Raw genomic sequence first — 17138 nt, 5'->3', positions numbered from 1 at the left:
CAGTGTACTGATTCCGCACAGCAAGAACAAACCAGCTTTCGTGAGACCTGACCTCAGCATTTCTTGGGTCAGAGGCGTTCGCTCACTATGCTGGAGGAATTACCAAAGCACGTAAAAAGCGACGGCGCCTGCAATGACGTCGATGGCGATCACGGCAAGACCGGACAGGCGTTTCTCGAGGAAGAGACCAAGCGCCCAGAACGCGATGAGGAATGTAGTACAGACCGCCAGCAGGCGCAGATAAGAAACATCATCGGCAACCCACAACAGGATGGCAGTTGCCACCAGCAGCAACAAAAACTGCAGACCGGCGAAGATGTTGGCCTTGAGCGGCAACGGCGGATCGTAACGGCGCGCAGCCTGCTCCAGATCGAATGCCGGACCGCTCGCCTGCGCATAATCGGGCAACCAGCCCGGCGCTTTAAACCAGACACGCAGCTTGTCTTGCCAATGCGGCAGCGTCGCGGCAGTCTTCGCCAGTTGCCAGTAGCCGCCAACCACGGCCCAGATCGGATCCCAGCTTTGCAGCGGAGTGCGGGTGCCGTAGACGCATTTTTCTTTTTCTTCGGCGAAGGTGCCGAACATGCGATCCCAGATCACCAGCATGCCGCCGTAGTTCTTGTCCAGGTACTGATCGTTGACGGCGTGATGGACGCGGTGATTCGAGGGCGAAGAAAAGATGCGGTCGAACCAGCCCAGCTTGCCGACGTGTTCGGTGTGAATCCAGAACTGATAGATCAGCACGATCAGGCCGGCAATGCCGAACTGTTCCGGCGATACGCCCAGCACTGCCATCGGCAGATAGAACAGCCAGCCGATAAAGACCACGGTGCTCTCCTGGCGCAAGGCGGTGGACAGATTGAAGTCCTGGCTTTGGTGATGAACCGAATGTGCGGCCCACATCACGGCGCTTTCGTGGCCCATGCGATGCAGCCAGTAATCGAAGAAATCAAACAGCACCACGGCGACAACCCAGCCGAGCGCAGTCTGCCAGAAGCGCACATGCGGAAAAATCGCGACGAAACGGTACACGATCGAATACATGCCGATCTGGAACAACTGGGTTACCAGTGCCACCAACTGGCTGATCAGCCCCTGGCTCAGGCTGCTGATGGCGTCGTTGAGGCGATAGGTATTGCGCCGGCGTATATAGCCATAGACGAACTCCACCCCGATGAGTACAAAAAACAGCGGGATAACGTAGACAATAATCTTTTCCATGAGGGGTATCTGCAAGTGCCGCAAGGCAATAATGCGCGCAAAAACAGGCGCAGAGCGACGGCAATAGGATACCCGGTATTGAAATATGTTGCAGCGCGCAACAAAAAAGCACTAACTACTTTTAGTAACTGTGGGAAGTGAGCAACGTATTCAGGAGGAATACGATCCACCGGGCAATACTGGAGATCGTAGGCAAGGCAGGAAAATCAGACTTATTCATTCTTTTGCGGCTGCGCGATAGTGCGCAACTGGAAGCGGCCGTCGTTATTGAACAGCCAGGTCTCGGACAACTCGATGCGACCGTTGCTCAGCAAGGCGATCGGTGGTTTGGGGAAAGGCGCGGTATTGCGCAAGGTGGTCAGTGCCGTGGATTCCGTGACCTTGTCCTTGTTGGTGCGTACGACTTCGCTGCGCACCAGGTTGCCGTCCTTGTCGACGACATATTTGATGACGATCACCGAGCGCAGCAAAGCTTGCGGCCTTTCGATATGCACCTTGGTGGAGTTGACCTGCGAGATACGTCTGGCCAGATCGGCCTTGTAATCGTCCAGCGAGTTGGCGGTGGAGGTACCGTCGGGCGTTGTCTTGACCTGCTCGATGATTTCCTTCGCGGTGGCGTCGCGATTGGCTTGCGTGTCGGGCTTTTGCACTGTGCAGGCAGCAACCAGCCCGGCACCGAGTACCGTTGCAATCCTGATTCCGGTTTTGTTTATTCTGTTCAAATGCGCCGCCTATTAAATAGGTAAAAGCAAAATCTGGTGATCATTAGACCATACCGGACACGCAATTCGTTCCAACGTTTTTACAAGAGACCCTTGCCTGCAGTTTGCGGTGCAATATTGCCGGCGAAAAATATCTCCGTACTTGGCAAAATGACCTCATCCATAACCTGATGCTATAGGAGGAATCCACTCCATATATAACATCACAAGTGTCATCCAGCTGTCATATTAGCTACGTAATATCCGCTCACTTTCTGGCCGAACCCGGCATAGTCTCAACGAAAGAATGTGATGCCTACTTCGTTATCTCACCCTGCCGACATTTCCGTTGCTGGCTCTTCCACCGATGTGTTCCTGTCGATCCGTACGATACAAAAACGCTTCGGCGCGTTCACCGCGCTGGACCATGTATCGCTCGACGTCAAGCAAGGTGAAATGGTCTGTCTGCTTGGCCCGTCCGGCTGCGGCAAAACCACCCTGCTGCGCACCATCGCCGGTCTGGAAAAACAGGACAGCGGCAGCATTCACGCACATGGCCTGGATATTTCCCACCTGCCACCGCAGTCGCGTGACTACGGGATTCTGTTTCAATCGTATGCGCTGTTCCCCAATCTGACGGTCGCGCAAAACGTCGCCTACGGCCTCAACAGCCGCCGCATGAATCGGGCCCAGATGCAGCAGCGCGTAGCGGAGATGCTGGACATGATCGGCCTGTCCGGCAGCGAAAAGAAATTCCCCGGCCAGCTCTCCGGCGGCCAACAGCAACGCGTTGCGCTGGCGCGCGCACTGGCGCCCTCGCCGTCGCTGCTGCTGCTCGACGAACCCTTGTCGGCGCTGGACGCACAAGTGCGCGAACACCTGCAACTGGAAATCCGCCGTCTGCAAAAACAGTTCAACATCACCACGCTGATGGTTACCCATGATCAGGAAGAAGCGATGGTCATGTCGGACCGCATCGCCATCATGCACCACGGCCGCATCGAACAATTTGACACACCGGATCGCATCTACCGCCATCCGGCTACGCCCTTCGTTGCCGACTTCATCGGCCAGGCCAACTGGCTGCCTTTCCAGCGGCTGTCGGCGCATCAAGTCAGCGTCGGCGCATTGACATTGAATATTGACGAAGCATCTCGCCAAGGCGCCATGCATACGGCGGCGGGCAATGAGGCCGGCCGCCTGTTCTGCCGTCCGGAAGCCATCGACGTGCAACCGGCTGCCGACGCGTCAAACCGCTTTTCGGCGCGCGTGGTCGATCAGATCTATCTCGGCAATCGCTATCGCATGATGCTGGAACTGGACGAACTGCCCGGCCAACGCCTCATGGCGGATGTTGCCGACGATGTACGTTCCCGCTTGCCGGATGTCGCCGCAGAGAGAATGTGGATCGCTCTGCCGCAACGCGCCCTGCATTTGTTTGCCTGAACAGCATGACCGCCTCCATTCAAACAACAGTGCTGCCTGAATCCGCCATGGCAACGACGCACGCGTCCAGCAACGATACAAAGCCGCTGAAGGCGCTCAATCTCGATGCAATGGTGTCGGGCAGTCTCAAGTATTTTTTATTGCTGCTATTGCTGCTTGCCCTGGCGATGCCGCTGGTGGCCGTACTGGGACAAGCCCTGTTCGATCAGGGCGGCGTCTGGGCGGGTATGGCTCCGTGGCGCAAACTGGTCGCCAATCCCAACTTCTTCCCGATGGTGGCGCGCAGCGTCGGCGTGTCTGCGGCAACGGCATTGGTGGTCGTGCCACTGGCCTATCTGTTTGCTTACGGCCTGCAGCGCACGCTGGCGCCGCTCAAAGGTCTGTGGCGTGCGATCGCCCTGCTGCCATTACTGGCGCCTTCGCTGCTGCCCGGTATTGCGCTGATTTACCTGTTCGGCAATCAGGGGCTGTTCAAGGAATGGATGAACGGAAGCATCTACGGTTTCTGGGGCATCTTGCTGGGCGAAGCCTTCTATACCTTCCCGCATGCCCTGATGATTCTGCTGTCGGCGCTGTCGCTTGCCGATGCGCGTCTGTATGACGCCGCCTCGGCGATGGGGGCCAACAGCTGGAAGACTTTCCGCACCGTGACCTTGCCGGCGACACGCTACGGCATCTTCGGCGCGTTCTGCCTGGTCTTCACGCTGACCATCACCGACTTCGGCGTACCGAAGATCGTCGGTGGCGCGTTCAGCGTGCTGGCGGTGGAAGCCTATAAAGCGGTGGTCGGTCAGCAGCAGTTCGACCGCGGCGCGTTGATCGGCTTACTGCTGCTGATTCCCGCGTTGCTGACTTTTTTCATTGACGGCTGGCTGCAAAAGCGCCAACGCGCACAAATGAGCAGCCGTGCAGAAGTTTTGGTGCCGCGTCGTCAATGGCGCCGCGATAGCGTCTATACCCTGATCCTGATGACGATCAGCGGCGCGCTGCTGCTGATGATCGCCGTTGCCATCGGCGCCTCGCTGGTGAAATTGTGGCCGTACAACCTCAAGCTGACGCTGATGCACTACGACTTCGACAACATGGACGGCGGTGGCTGGCTGGCCTATTGGAACAGTCTGCGCCTGGCCATCGGCACCAGCATTGTCGGTACGACGATTATCTTCACCGGCGCCTGGCTGATGGAGAAGACGCGTTCGAACCGCGTACTGGATACCTCGCTGCGCTTCCTGGCCTTCATGCCGATGGCGGTGCCGGGGCTGGTGTTGGGACTGGGCTTCGTGTTCTTCTTCAATCATCCGGCCAATCCGTTGAATTTCCTCTACGGCAGCATGACGATCCTGGTGCTGTGCTCGGTGATGCACTTCTACACCACCGCGCATCTGACCGCCGTCACCGCGTTGAAACAGATCGATCCCGAGTTTGAAGCCGCTTCGGCCTCGCTCAAGGTGCCGCTGCTGCGCACTTATTTGCGCATTACGGTGCCGCTGTGCCTGCCGGCCGTGCTTGAGATTTTCCGCTACCTGTTCGTGTCGTCGATGACGACGGTGTCGGCCGTGATCTTTCTCTATAGCCCGAACACCGTGCTGGCGGCGATTGCCGTGCTGAACATGGATGACGCCGGCGATGTCGGCCCTGCTGCTGCCATGTCCACATTGATTCTGCTGACCTCGATCGCCGTTTCCCTGCTGATGCACTGGGGTCTCGGTTACTGGGTGCGCCGCGCACAGGCCTGGCGCACTGCGGGCAAAAAACATTGATTTGTCGTTCGTCGTATTACTTTTCAACCACAAGAAAGCAACCATGAAATCTACAAACATTCTTAAACTGCTTGCTTCCGTTCTGGGTGCAGGCGCTCTGTTGTCCGCGCATGCAGCGACCACACTGACTGTCTACACGGCGCTGGAAGCCGATCAGATCAAGGCTTACCAAGCTGAGTTCGAAAAGAGCAATCCGGACATTGAAATCAAATGGGTGCGCGATTCGACCGGTATCGTTACTGCCAAGCTGCTGGCTGAAAAGGCCAATCCGAAGGCAGACGTGATCTGGGGTCTGGCGGCTTCCAGCCTGGCGATCCTCGACAAGGAAGGCATGCTGACACCGTACGCGCCGAAGAATCTGTCGAACATCGAAGCCAAGTACCGCAGCCCTGCCAACCCGCCAGCATGGGTCGGCATGGACGTCTGGGGTTCGGCAATCTGCTTCAACACTGTCGAAGCGCAAAAGCAAGGTCTGCCGAAGCCAACGTCGTGGGCTGACCTGACCAAGCCGATCTACGCAGGCAAGATCGTCATGCCGCATCCAGCCTCTTCCGGCACCGGCTATCTGGACGTCACGGCATGGATCCAGATGATGGGCGAAGACAAGGCATGGGCGTACATGGACGCGCTGCATAAGAACATCGGCCAGTACACTCACTCCGGTTCCAAGCCATGCAAACAAGCTGCTACCGGCGAATTCCCGATCGGCATCGCATTTGAATACCGCGCAGTGAAGACCAAGAAAGAAGGCGCACCGATCGACATCATCCTGCCATCGGAAGGCCTGGGCTGGGATCTGGAAGCGACTGCCATCGTCAAGGGCACCAAGAACCTGGACGCCGCCAAGCGCCTGGCTGATTTCTCCGCCAGCAAGGACGCCATGATGCAATACGAAAAGAACTTCGCCGTTCTGGCTGTTCCTGGCATCGCCAAGCCTGATCCGCTGCTGCCGGCCGACTACGAAAAGCGACTGACCAAGAACGACTTCGTCTGGACCAGCACCAACCGCGATCGTATCCTGACCGAGTGGAGCAAGCGCTACGAAAGCAAGGCGGAAAAGAAATAATCAGCTACATTAACTTGTAGCAGTTCACTCAAAAGAGATGGAGCAGGACGGCGCACTCGTCCGCTTCATCTCCCCTCTGTTTCCATGAACGATCTTCTGCGCGCCTATGCATGAGATCGTTCATGAAAGCAAACCGGACACCGGACACCGAACACCAGACACATCACAGCAAGCGTATTGAGGAAACAAGATGGGCAACACCAACAAGGGTCATATTGACGTCGCCATCGTCGGCGCGGGCATGCTCGGATTGGCGCATGCCTTCGCAGCAGTAAAACGCGGCCTGCGCGTGGTCGTCTTTGAACGCAGCTCGACGCCGATCGGCGCATCAATCCGTAACTTCGGCATGGGCCTGGTCACCGGCCAGCCGCCCGGCATCATGCTCGGTCTGGCCAAGCAAAGCCGCGAGCTATGGCTGCATCTGGCGCAACGCGCCAACTTCAGCGCGCGTGAAGCCGGCACCTTGCTGTTCGCGCGCACCGCAGCCGAACATGCAGTGCTGGAAGAATTCATGATCGTGCGTGCACGCCAGCACGGCTACGACGTCTCGCTGCTGGAGGGATCGCAACTCGAAACACTGTATGGCGGCCGTTTCCGCCATCATCGCTCTGCCCTGCACGGCACGCAGGATTTGCAACTGTATTCGCGCGAAGCGATACCGGCGCTGGTCTGCTATCTGCAATCTCAAGGGGTGCACTTCCATTTCAATACGCTGGTCAGGGAAGCCCGTGACGGCCATCTGTCGACGACCATGGGTGAATTTAGCGCCGAGCGCACCATCGTGTGTTCCGGCCATGATTACCAGACGCTGTTTTCCGACAAACTCGGTGAGATGAATCTCAAGGTATGCCGCCTGCAAATGCTGCGCGCGGCACCGCAAGAACGTTTTCCGCTGACACATGCGGTGTTGACCGGTTTGTCGTGTACGCATTACGGCGCGTTCTCCGATTTGCCGAGCGCGGCGGGCGTGAATGCAGAAATCGAAGCGAAGTATCCGGTGCTGAACCGCCACGGTATTCACCTGCTGGTCAGCCCGACGCCGTATCAGGAAATGATCATCGGCGATTCGCACTACTACGGCGCCGATGCGCCACCGTTCAACAACGAAGAAATTGATAGTCTGCTGATCGGTCTGGCGGAAGATACGCTGGGCGTCAAACTGACCGTGCTGGAACGCTGGCAGGGCGTGTATGGCAGCAAGGGACCAGGGCCGTTCTCCGCAACAAAGATCGACGACAAGACCACCGTAGTGTTGATGCATACCGGTATCGGCATGAGCGTGGGCTTGGGCTTGGGCGAGCGGGTTGTCAATGCATTGGTCGGCGGCACGGCATTGCCGGATCCTGCCATCGACAAGAACTAAGGCCCGCCAACAATGCCGTCGTCCCAGCGAACGCTGGGACCCAGTGTCGTGAAGACGCTTGAAACGACTACGACGCTGGGTCCTGACTTCCGTCAGGACGACGGCAATTGAATTGGCATGCTGAGCGCTGAATTTACTCCCGCGCCAACGCCTCTGCATGCAGCCACTTGCCCTTGCGGCATAAATCATCCGTCACATCCAGTACCAGCCGCTCTACCGCCGCCGCGGCATTCGTCAGCGGAATATTCTTCGACGCACACAAGGCCAGCGTACGCGCCATGCGTTCGCCGCTGATCGGATACGCGATCATGTCGCCGCGTTCGATCTCGGACAGCAAAGGCGCTACCGGAAGAATGGTCGCACCGATGTCGGCCAGAATTGCCGACTTCAGAATCGCCACCGAATTGATCTCGATCACGTTGTCCAATGACATGCCATGTGCGCGGACCACATTTTCGATACGCGGCCTCACGCCGTGCTGCAATCCGGGCAGGATCAACGGCGCCTTGATAGCCTTGGCCAGCGTGACTGATTTGCTCTTTCCCTTTCCTTCCCGTCCTTCTTTCAGGCCGTATTGCGAATCGGCGCGGGTGATGTACATCATTTCTTCTTCCACCATCGGCGTGCAGGCAAACGGAGACAGTTGACCATCGTCGAACAGCACCGCCAGGTTGATCCGCCCCGATTTGAGCTGGACGATCAGGTTGCCGGTCAGTTCTTCGGTGAGCAACAAGGTGATTTCCGGATAGGTGGCGCGAATTGCAGTGAGCAACGGCAAGGCCAGGGCGCCGGAGACGCTTTGTGGAATGCCCAGCGCCACCGTGCCTGAAGGCTTGTCGTTGGATTGTGCAACCGCCGACTTGGCGTCGGTGACTTGCTTCAGGATGGCTTGCGCGTGTTCGTAAAAGGTTTTACCTGCATCGGTGGCGATCACGCCTTGCGCGGAACGATGCAGCAACTGCGCTTCCAGCTCTTCTTCCAGCTGACGGATCTGCTGCGTCAGGGCCGGCTGCGCAATATGGAGCACACGTGCTGCGCGGGAGAGCGATCCGTGATCAACGATGGCGACGAAATATCTGAGTTGACGCAGTTCCATGTAGCTTGTTTCGCAGTCTTAAGTTGTTATTTATATTTACAGGAAAGTATTTACAAGCCTGGCCGACTGTTGAACATGCGGCTACGCGCATTCTCGATATGCCCGCGCATGGCGCGACGCGCGCCCTCGGCGTCTTGCCGCTTGATCAGCTCAAAGATATTCCGGTGCTCGTCCATGGCATCCTGGGTGCGCTTCCAGGGCTGGATGTGCATCAGGTGGCGCAGCATATTGACGGCATGGCTGACGTCGTACTCCAAGGTCTTGAGCACTTGCACGAAGCGCAGATTGGCAGTGGCTGTGGCGATTGCTTCGTGGAAGGCAAAATCGAAATGGTGGGCAATGCCGCCAACGGCATTGGCTTCTTCAAACCCCGTCAGCAGCTCGTCCATGCGCGTCAGGTCGGCCGTGCTGCGGCGCAAGGCCGCCATGTAGGCGCACTCCGGCTCGATCACCATGCGCAACTCAAGACCGTTCATGATGTGGCCGATGCGTTCGGACGGCTCCGCGTTGGCGGGCTTGCCGGCCAGCTCGGGCTTGTCCATGACGTAGGTGCCGGAGCCGCGCCGCGATTCCACCAATTGATCTTCGCGCAGACGATCCAGCGCCTGGCGCACGATGGGTCGCGATACGTCGAACAGGGTCGCCAGATCATTCTCGGAAGGCAGGCGGCTGCCGACGCCGATCTTGCCTTCAACGATGGCGTGGAAGAGATTTTCGTAGACACGCTCAGCGAAACGCTCCTGGCGTACCGGTCCCAACCCGGCGGCGGCAAGCGCCAAGGCATCGGTGGACAATTGGGCAGTGCGTGGCAGTGCTGAAGTCCGGATGCTGACAACTTTTGCGTCTGGATTAGCTTCTTGCTGATTGCCTGGCGATTTCGGCATGGCGCGTCTCCTGTCGAATTTTGTAATTACCGTGAATTACTGCGCATGGTAGCCGATTTCCGGCCCGGCCATAAGCAGGCCTTATGCCCCTTCTTGCAATATGTCGCACCTGCACAAGTAGTAATATTAGTTGACATCTTTTAATCAGCAACATACATTGAAAGCCAAGCGAGACGGTGGCGGACTTCCCGACCATTGTCCAAAAAACAAAAACGACAGGAGACAAACGGTCCGGCCCGATGGCTGCGACGGTGATATCTTTTGCCGTCCATTGTTTATCGAAGCCAACCATGAATCAGCCGCAAAATCCGAATACTCCGAATACACAGTCCTATCTGCAGCAGTTCTCTCTGAGCGGAAAGATCGCCCTCATCACCGGCGCCGCGCGCGATATCGGACTGGAAATTGCGCGTGCACTGGCAGGCAGCGGCGCGCACGTGATCCTCAACGGCCGCAACGCCGACACGCTGGCAAGCACGGTGCAAAACCTGACCGCACAAGGCCTGTCCGCCAGCGCCCTCGCCTTCGACGTGACGGACAAAGCCGCCGTCAAGGCCGCCTTTGCACAGATCGCCACCCAACACGGCCGCCTCGATATCCTCGTCAACAACGCCGGCGTGCGCAATCGCAAACCCCTGCTGGAATTCAGCGACGATGAAATTCACGCCATGCTGGAAACCAACCTGATCGCGGGCTACACGTTGTCGCGTGAAGCGGCGCGCCTGATGGTGCCCAACAAAAGCGGCCGTCTGATTACTGTCACTTCGATTGCGGGCCAGATCGCGCGCTCGGGCGACGCAGTCTACACCGGCGCCAAGGCAGGTCTGACCGGCATGATGCGCGCCCTTGCCGCCGAATACGGCCCGCTGGGTATCACCAGCAACGCGATTGCACCGGGTGGCGTGGCGACGCAAGCCAATGCAGCCGCTATTGCCGATCCCAAAATCAATGCTCACTTCGCCACGCGCACGCCGCTGGGTCGCTGGGCGCAGCCCGCTGAAATTGCCGGCGCCGCCGTTTTTCTCGCTTCCAACGCTGCCTCCTACGTCAATGGACATGTTCTCTACGTAGACGGCGGCATGTCGATTGCCATGTAGATAAAGGGACTTCGAAATCATGAAACAGCACTTCATCAACAACCGTTGGACCGCACCATCGTCCGGCGAAAGCATTCCCGTCACCGATCCGTCCGATGGCCAGGTGTTTGAATCGCTGGCACGCGGCAATGCCGCAGACATCGACGCCGCCGTGCAAGCCGCGCGCAAGGCTTACGACAACGTCTGGAGCCGCACCAGCGCCGCTGACCGCAGCCGCCTGATGATGAAGCTGTCGCAAAAACTGGCGGAGCATCAGGAAGAACTGGCACAACTGGAAGCCCGCGACTGCGGCAAACCCTTCAAGCAGGCACGCGCCGATGCGGCCGCGATCGTACGCTACTTCGAGTTCTATGCCGGTGCAGCCGACAAGCTGCATGGCGAAACCATCCCATATCAGACCGGTTACACCGTACTGACCCTGCGCGAGCCGCATGGCGTCACCGCCCATATCGTGCCGTGGAATTATCCGATGCAGATCTTCGGCCGCTGCGTGGGCGGTGCGCTGGCAGCAGGCAATACCTGTGTGGTCAAGCCGGCGGAAGATGCCTGCCTGTCGTTGTTGCGCGTGGCGGAGCTGGCGGCAGAAGTCGGCTTCCCCGAGGGCGTGCTCAATATCGTCACCGGCTACGGTCATGAAGCCGGTGACCTGCTGGTCAAACATCGCGACGTCGATCACGTGTCGTTTACCGGCTCGCCCAACGTCGGCAAGATCGTGGTGCGCGCTGCCGCAGAAAATCACACGCCGGTCACGCTGGAACTGGGCGGCAAGTCGCCGCAGGTGGTGTTCGCCGATGCCGATTTTGATGCCATGCTGCCGGTCATCGTCAACGCCATCGTGCAGAACGCGGGACAAACCTGCTCCGCCGGCAGTCGCCTGCTGGTTCAGCGCAGTGCGTATGAGCAAGTGCTGGAACGCGTCGGCGCCGCCTTCGGCAAACTGCGTGTCGGCTCTGCCGCCATGGATCTCGACTGCGGCCCGCTGATCCGCAAGACACAGCAAGAGCGCGTGGCCGGCTTCCTGCGCGAAGCGGCCGACAGCAAGATCCCGGTCGTCGCGCAAGGACGCATCGCCGATGGTGCGCCTGCCGGTGGTTTTTATCAGGCGCCGACCTTGCTGCGCGACGTACCGTTTCAGCATCGTCTGGCGCAGGAAGAAGTGTTTGGCCCCGTGTTGGCGGCCATGCCGTTTGAAGATGAAGCCGATGCCATTCGTCTGGCCAACGGCACCGATTTCGGCCTGGTTGCCAGTGTCTGGACACGCGACGGCGGGCGTCAGATGCGTCTGGCGCGCGCGATCCGCAGCGGGCAGGTTTTCATCAACAACTATGGCGCAGGCGGTGGCGTGGAGTTGCCTTTCGGCGGCGTCAAGGCCAGCGGTCATGGACGTGAAAAAGGTTTCGAGGCGCTATACGGCTTCACGGTCCTGAAGACCATTGCCATCAAACACGATTAAAAAAAACATTCAACACCACAAGGAGAAGACATGCGATTGAAAGACAAAGTAGCCATCGTGACCGGTGCAGGTTCAGGTTTCGGTGAAGGCATCGCCAAGAGCTATGCACGCGAAGGCGCCCGCGTTCTGGTGGCAGACATCAATGAAGCGTCCGGCAAGCGCGTCACCGATGAGATCAACGCTGCCGGCGGGCAGGCGCGCTTCATCAAGTCAGACGTGTCCAAGAGCGCCGACATGGCAGCCATGCTGGCAGCTGCGCTGGATGCTTTCGGCGGCTTGCATATCGTCGTCAACAACGCCGGCACCACGCACCGCAACCGCCCGATGCTGGAAGTGGGAGAAGACGAGTTCGAGCGCATCTACGCAATCAACGTCAAGAGCATCTTCCTGAGCGCCAAGACCTTCGTGCCGTACTTCCGCAAGGTTGGCGGCGGCGCCTTCATCAACATCGCATCGACCGCAGGCATCCGTCCGCGTCCGGGCCTGACCTGGTACAACGGCAGCAAGGGCGCGGTTATCACAACCAGCAAATCGATGGCGGCAGAGCTCGGCCCGGACAACATCCGCGTCAACTGCGTCAATCCTGTGATTTCTGCAACCGGCCTGCTGACGGAGTTCATGGGCGTGCCGGATACCCCGGAAAACCGTAAAAAGTTTACCGCGACGATTCCACTGGGCCGCTTCTCGACGCCGGACGACATCGCCAACGCCTGCCTGTATCTGGGTTCGGACGAAGCGTCGTTCATTACGGGCACGTGTCTTGAAGTAGATGGCGGTCGCTGCGTGTAAAGCAGTGACGAGGATCTAGTCGCGCTGACAGACTGCTTGTCAGGGTTTTGTCAGTGACGAGCCGCTTTACATTAAATCGACAAAATTTGTGTCTATAATCACGCTGCAATAAAAAAAGAAGAACCACAGTAATCAGTACTTAAATAAATCCAGTCCAGAGAGACTGGATTTTCATAACAACAAGACTGATCCATTTTTAATACGTATGGAGTGAGACATGTCGTATACCCCAGCACAAGGCATTGCCGCGTCGCCCGGCAACAATGTATCGTTTGAAGAAGCGACCTTTTCCAAGGTCACATGGCGTCTGCTTCCTCTGCTGTTTCTCTGCTATGTCGCGTCCTATCTGGACCGCGTCAACGTCGGGTTCGCCAAGCTGCAAATGCTGCAAGACCTGAAGTTCAGCGAAACAATCTATGGTCTCGGCGCCGGTATTTTCTTTATCGGCTATTTCATTTTCGAAGTCCCCAGCAACATCATCCTGCACAAGGTCGGAGCACGCCTCTGGATCGCTCGCATCATGATCACGTGGGGCATCATTTCCGGCGCGATGATTTTCGTGACGACGCCTGAAATGTTCTACGTCATGCGCTTCTTGCTGGGTGTGGCTGAAGCCGGCTTCTTCCCTGGCGTGATTCTGTACCTGACCTACTGGTATCCGTCGCATCGCCGCGGCAAGATCACAGCCTTGTTCATGACAGGTATCGCGATTTCGGGCGTGATCGGCGGCCCGCTGTCGGGTTGGATCATGCATGCCTTCCCAGGTGTGCACGGCCTGGCCGGCTGGCAATGGATGTTCATCCTGGAAGCGATTCCTTCGCTGGTGCTGGGCGTGGTCGTGATCTTTTATCTGAAGGATCGCGTTCGCGATGCAGACTGGCTGAGCGAAGATGAAAAGCGCTTGCTGGAATCCCAAATCGCACAAGAACAAGCCGACAAGACTGAAGTGTCGCTGGGCCAGATGTTCGCCGACGGCAAGGTCTGGCTGAGCGCGATCATCTATTTCTGCTTCGTGATGGGCCTGTATGGCGTGAGCTTCTGGCTGCCGACCATCATCAAGACGACCGGCGTGAGCGATCCGCTCAACATCGGTTTGCTGACGGCGATTCCTTATGCGATCGCGGCCATTGCGATGATCATGATCGGACGCAGCGCCGACCAGCAGCGCGAGCGTCGCTGGCACGTTGCAATCCCGGCTTTCCTCGGTTGCGTGGGTCTGCTGTTCAGCACCGTGTATGACCACAACACACTGCTGGCGATGGCCTCGCTGACCTTGGCTGCGGTCGGTATTCTGACCACGTTGCCGCTGTTCTGGAGCCTGCCGACCGCTTTCCTGAGCGGTACGGCTGCGGCTGCCGGTATCGCGCTGATCAACTCGCTGGGCAATCTGGCCGGTTTCGTCAGCCCGTATCTGGTCGGCTGGTTGAAGGATGCCACCCAAAGCACCAACATGGGCATGTATGTGCTCGCGGGCTCGCTGCTCCTGGGCGGACTGCTGACGCTGGCGGTGCCGGCAAAGCTGGTCAATAAATAGTCGTCATCTTTCGCGCCCGGCGCTTCAGCCGGGCGCAATTTACCTTCGTTTATCCACATCTTCCTAACGCGTAACCGGCACGGCTCCCAGCCAGAACCGCAACTGCGCCGAACGAATTTCTCCTTTATCCCCAAAATATTTGCTCTGCCACTCGTCGGGCTTGACGCTTAGCATGGTGTCAGCGGCCTTCTGTCCTTTTTCCTGCACCATCCAACGCCATGAGAAGTGGTCATAGATATCAAGAACGTGCGTCGCATAAGCCTGCGCCAGCGCTTGCTGTCCTTTGAAGATGGCAAGATTGTCGTCGTTGTCGTAAGACGCCTTGTAGCCGAGATTGTGGCTACCGGTCGCGACGACGCAGTTGTCGGAAAACGGATCGATAACCACGATCTTGTCATGCGTAACGGCGAAACCGGCTGAGAGGATTTCCTTCTGCCAGCCGCTGGGTACCACAGACGTCAGTGCCTTGGCGGAAATCACTCGCGGATCCTGCTTCCCCGGCGGATCGCCCTTCTTGCGCTTGGGCTGCTCCACGCCCTGCAGCTCATACAGAAAGCCTGCCGCTGTGGATGGATTGGTAACGCAACCGCGCACGAAGAGATCCTTATTGGTCAACTGTGCCTCAGCTACCCAGTTGACGATGCTGGGCGTACCCGGATAGAACGCCAGAAACAGCACCGCATGCTGGGCGCCGGCAATCAGTGTGGCAAGCTCTTCCATATCGGGCGGACGCGCTTCGTTGGTTCGTGAACGTCCACGCGCTTTGGGCGTATTCGGAGAAAACCAGCTGGTCACGGTAGAACTGTCGGCTTGCATGATCACTTTCGGCTTGGCGTCCCAGGCGCGCAGCTTCGCTCCCTGCAAGGCCTTGGCGTTGTCCCCTGCGGCTTCGGTATCGGCCGCAAGTTGGTTCCAGTAGTCGAGATAGCGTTTTGCCAACACGGTGTCGTCGGCGACGATGGTGTTGTTGGTCTGCGTGCACAGGCCGGTCGACGTCCAGTTGGTCGAGCCGAACAAGACGGCCTTCGGCTTGCCCTTGGCATCCACATAGACCAGAAACTTGTTATGCGCGATGTGGTTGGACGCCACCATGCGATCGATCAGAGTGCCAGCCGTCTTGCGCAGGCGCTTGCGCGAGGCGTCGTTGCCGTCGGTGATGCCGCTGGCGCTTTGCTGGTCGCTGGCTTTGGGATTCGAAAGGATCAGGTGCAGTTTTTTGCCGGCTTTCTCCAGTGCGCTGATCAGCTCGTCGTCGCCCAGTTCGTACAAGGCTGCGTACAGTGTGCCACCCTTGCCGTTGCCAGCGCGCGCCACAAAGTCCAGCAAGGCGGCGATCATGTCGCCCGCCAGGCTCTTGCGCATGGCGTTGCCGGGCTGCGCCACCATGCTCAGCAGACTTTCCTTGTCAGGATGGCCATCCATGGCACGTGAGACGCGTTGTGTCGAAATCAGGCCGCGATTGAAGTAAGCCTGCAAATCCGGTGCGACCTGCGGACTCAGCGTGACTTCATTGGAGATGGCAAAGCCGACGCGCATCGGCATCAGGCTTCCCGGCTTGCCCTCCAGCGGCACGATCTTGTAGCGGAAGGTACGACTTTCTTTGCCGGCGATCAGACGGGCGTAGGGATCTTTCCAATAGAACTTTTGAATCGGAAACTGTGCGGTGGTCTGCGCAGGCTGGCGTTTCGTACCGGGAAACACGGCCATCGAAGGCAGCGCCGTCTCCTTGCCTTTGGCGTCGATACGATACACCGCGAAGCCCATGCACCCGGGCAGCTTGCGGCCATAACTCCATGCAATCACGACAACGTCGTTGTCGGCGAACGCTACGGCATTTTGCATGCACATCTCCTATCCGAGGCCATCCGATGATCAGAAACCTGCGACGCGCTGCCCTGCAGAACTTCCTGCATAGCAAAGTAGCGCCACCATATGACCGGACAATGACGAGAAGAAGATTGCCCTGTTCAAGGGGGAAGTGTATTAAGCGAAAAAGCCGGTCAGATTTCGACTGCCGGCAAAGCACACAGCAAAATGATTTAACGCGCCAGACGCTGCCAGATCTGCGCCAGCGCCGCCTTCAGATTGGCGCCGTCTCCTTGTACTTGCCCAACGCCGAATTCCTTTCTGGCGACGGCACCATCGAACAAATCCACACCCCAGACAACATCGGTTGCCTGCTCTGCAGGCAGTTTCTGCGGAAAACGCCACACCGCGTTCGCCAGTTCAATCACCGCAGCGACATCGCCATCGCTCAAGGGCACTGTGCGGCTTTGCACCACATCCAGTTTGTGTGTCGAGGCATTGAGCTGAGTGATGAAGCGGGTCATCTTGCGCTGATCGATGTCGACCATTTCCCAATAGCCGACCGGCGTGGCAAAACTGCCATTGGAGAGAACCACGCCACGCTGAGGAATCATCCCGGCCGGGACGTTGATCTTGCAGTCGGAGCAGACTTGCGCCTTGACCGGCGCATAGGCCGGCAAAGCAGACGCTGCAGCCGGCGCTACGGCATCTGCAGCGAGGGCATTGGTCACCATGCAGATCGCCGCCAACGCGACTGCCATGCTTACTATGCTTAACCGGCGAAGTTGCTTGTCTGCTTTCATGTATTCCCTATCGTGATTTGTTGTGATGCCGCCTGATCAGAAAAGCATGATGCCGCAAAAAGCAGCGCGATCCTATGGGATCGTCGCTTCTCTGTCAAAATGGCGCTTTCAGCTGTCAT

At 58.1% G+C, this 17138-nt stretch carries 14 protein-coding genes; 8 read left to right on the top strand and 6 right to left on the bottom strand.

All coding sequences use genetic code 11. The features are described 5' to 3' along the window. Window positions 1-99 precede the first annotated feature (99 nt). Both hmeg3_RS10735 and hmeg3_RS10730 read right to left on the bottom strand, forming a co-directional pair. On the bottom strand, window positions 100-1221 hold the full coding sequence (locus tag hmeg3_RS10735; protein WP_094563710.1) for a sterol desaturase family protein: 1122 nt from the start codon (window positions 1219-1221) through the stop codon (window positions 100-102). Between the two features lie 212 nt (window positions 1222-1433). Then, window positions 1434-1943, bottom strand: coding sequence for an energy transducer TonB (locus tag hmeg3_RS10730; RefSeq protein WP_232511953.1), 510 nt, complete (start codon window positions 1941-1943; stop codon window positions 1434-1436). A 291-nt stretch (window positions 1944-2234) separates the two neighbouring features. On the opposite strand from hmeg3_RS10730, the gene hmeg3_RS10725 reads away from it, so the two are divergent. From hmeg3_RS10725 to hmeg3_RS10710, 4 genes are all read left to right on the top strand, one after another. Continuing rightward, window positions 2235-3368 (top strand): putative 2-aminoethylphosphonate ABC transporter ATP-binding protein, encoded by a 1134-nt coding sequence (locus tag hmeg3_RS10725; protein WP_094563709.1) that lies wholly within the window; start codon window positions 2235-2237, stop codon window positions 3366-3368. A 5-nt stretch (window positions 3369-3373) separates the two neighbouring features. Then, window positions 3374-5128 carry a putative 2-aminoethylphosphonate ABC transporter permease subunit gene (locus hmeg3_RS10720; RefSeq protein WP_094563708.1) on the top strand — a complete coding sequence of 585 codons (1755 nt, stop codon included), beginning with the start codon at window positions 3374-3376 and terminating at the stop codon, window positions 5126-5128. Window positions 5129-5171: 43 nt separating this feature from the next. Further along, window positions 5172-6194 carry a putative 2-aminoethylphosphonate ABC transporter substrate-binding protein gene (locus hmeg3_RS10715; RefSeq protein WP_094563707.1) on the top strand — a complete coding sequence of 341 codons (1023 nt, stop codon included), beginning with the start codon at window positions 5172-5174 and terminating at the stop codon, window positions 6192-6194. Between the two features lie 190 nt (window positions 6195-6384). Continuing rightward, complete coding sequence (locus tag hmeg3_RS10710) at window positions 6385-7557, top strand: TIGR03364 family FAD-dependent oxidoreductase (protein ID WP_094563706.1); 1173 nt, start codon at window positions 6385-6387, stop codon at window positions 7555-7557. Between the two features lie 133 nt (window positions 7558-7690). On the opposite strand, the gene hmeg3_RS10705 is transcribed toward hmeg3_RS10710, so the two are convergent. Together hmeg3_RS10705 and hmeg3_RS10700 are read right to left on the bottom strand one after the other, a co-directional pair. Further along, window positions 7691-8653 carry a LysR substrate-binding domain-containing protein gene (locus hmeg3_RS10705; protein WP_094563705.1) on the bottom strand — a complete coding sequence of 321 codons (963 nt, stop codon included), beginning with the start codon at window positions 8651-8653 and terminating at the stop codon, window positions 7691-7693. Window positions 8654-8703: 50 nt separating this feature from the next. Further along, window positions 8704-9537 (bottom strand): FadR/GntR family transcriptional regulator, encoded by an 834-nt coding sequence (locus hmeg3_RS10700; protein ID WP_232511952.1) that lies wholly within the window; start codon window positions 9535-9537, stop codon window positions 8704-8706. A 290-nt stretch (window positions 9538-9827) separates the two neighbouring features. Here hmeg3_RS10700 and hmeg3_RS10695 point away from each other — a divergent pair, with 290 nt between their 5' ends. From hmeg3_RS10695 to hmeg3_RS10680, 4 genes are all read left to right on the top strand, one after another. Next, a complete protein-coding gene (locus tag hmeg3_RS10695; protein ID WP_094563704.1) occupies window positions 9828-10634 on the top strand; it encodes an SDR family oxidoreductase in 807 nt (268 codons plus the stop codon). A 19-nt stretch (window positions 10635-10653) separates the two neighbouring features. Beyond that, the gene (locus hmeg3_RS10690) at window positions 10654-12087 is read left to right on the top strand and encodes an aldehyde dehydrogenase family protein (RefSeq protein WP_094563703.1); all 1434 of its coding nucleotides are present in this window, start codon (window positions 10654-10656) and stop codon (window positions 12085-12087) included. Window positions 12088-12117: 30 nt separating this feature from the next. Further along, complete coding sequence (locus hmeg3_RS10685; protein ID WP_094563702.1) at window positions 12118-12876, top strand: SDR family oxidoreductase; 759 nt, start codon at window positions 12118-12120, stop codon at window positions 12874-12876. A 217-nt stretch (window positions 12877-13093) separates the two neighbouring features. Then, window positions 13094-14410, top strand: coding sequence for an MFS transporter (locus tag hmeg3_RS10680; RefSeq protein WP_094563701.1), 1317 nt, complete (start codon window positions 13094-13096; stop codon window positions 14408-14410). A 63-nt stretch (window positions 14411-14473) separates the two neighbouring features. Here hmeg3_RS10680 and hmeg3_RS10675 read toward each other — a convergent pair whose 3' ends face one another. Together hmeg3_RS10675 and hmeg3_RS10670 are read right to left on the bottom strand one after the other, a co-directional pair. Continuing rightward, complete coding sequence (locus tag hmeg3_RS10675) at window positions 14474-16252, bottom strand: phospholipase D-like domain-containing protein (RefSeq protein WP_094563700.1); 1779 nt, start codon at window positions 16250-16252, stop codon at window positions 14474-14476. A gap of 197 nt (window positions 16253-16449) precedes the next feature. Beyond that, window positions 16450-16977 carry a hypothetical protein gene (locus hmeg3_RS10670; RefSeq protein WP_232511951.1) on the bottom strand — a complete coding sequence of 176 codons (528 nt, stop codon included), beginning with the start codon at window positions 16975-16977 and terminating at the stop codon, window positions 16450-16452. Window positions 16978-17138 lie beyond the last annotated feature (161 nt).

Origin of the sequence: Herbaspirillum sp. meg3, from assembly GCF_002257565.1 — a bacterium.
GTDB lineage: Bacteria > Pseudomonadota > Gammaproteobacteria > Burkholderiales > Burkholderiaceae_D > Herbaspirillum.
The sequence above is the reverse complement of the archived record's forward strand: the minus strand, read 5'-3'. Positions and strand labels throughout refer to the sequence as shown.

Bases quoted from the DNA above. Each gene is read 5' to 3' on its own strand.
- hmeg3_RS10735 (WP_094563710.1), bottom strand. From the start codon at position 1,221: ATGGAAAAGATTATTGTCTACGTTATCCCGCTGTTTTTTGTACTCATC.
- hmeg3_RS10725 (WP_094563709.1), top strand. From the start codon at position 2,235: ATGCCTACTTCGTTATCTCACCCTGCCGACATTTCCGTTGCTGGCTCT.
- hmeg3_RS10720 (WP_094563708.1), top strand. From the start codon at position 3,374: ATGACCGCCTCCATTCAAACAACAGTGCTGCCTGAATCCGCCATGGCA.
- hmeg3_RS10715 (WP_094563707.1), top strand. From the start codon at position 5,172: ATGAAATCTACAAACATTCTTAAACTGCTTGCTTCCGTTCTGGGTGCA.
- hmeg3_RS10710 (WP_094563706.1), top strand. From the start codon at position 6,385: ATGGGCAACACCAACAAGGGTCATATTGACGTCGCCATCGTCGGCGCG.
- hmeg3_RS10705 (WP_094563705.1), bottom strand. From the start codon at position 8,653: ATGGAACTGCGTCAACTCAGATATTTCGTCGCCATCGTTGATCACGGA.
- hmeg3_RS10700 (WP_232511952.1), bottom strand. From the start codon at position 9,537: ATGCCGAAATCGCCAGGCAATCAGCAAGAAGCTAATCCAGACGCAAAA.
- hmeg3_RS10695 (WP_094563704.1), top strand. From the start codon at position 9,828: ATGAATCAGCCGCAAAATCCGAATACTCCGAATACACAGTCCTATCTG.
- hmeg3_RS10690 (WP_094563703.1), top strand. From the start codon at position 10,654: ATGAAACAGCACTTCATCAACAACCGTTGGACCGCACCATCGTCCGGC.
- hmeg3_RS10685 (WP_094563702.1), top strand. From the start codon at position 12,118: ATGCGATTGAAAGACAAAGTAGCCATCGTGACCGGTGCAGGTTCAGGT.
- hmeg3_RS10680 (WP_094563701.1), top strand. From the start codon at position 13,094: ATGTCGTATACCCCAGCACAAGGCATTGCCGCGTCGCCCGGCAACAAT.
- hmeg3_RS10675 (WP_094563700.1), bottom strand. From the start codon at position 16,252: ATGCAAAATGCCGTAGCGTTCGCCGACAACGACGTTGTCGTGATTGCA.
- hmeg3_RS10670 (WP_232511951.1), bottom strand. From the start codon at position 16,977: ATGGCAGTCGCGTTGGCGGCGATCTGCATGGTGACCAATGCCCTCGCT.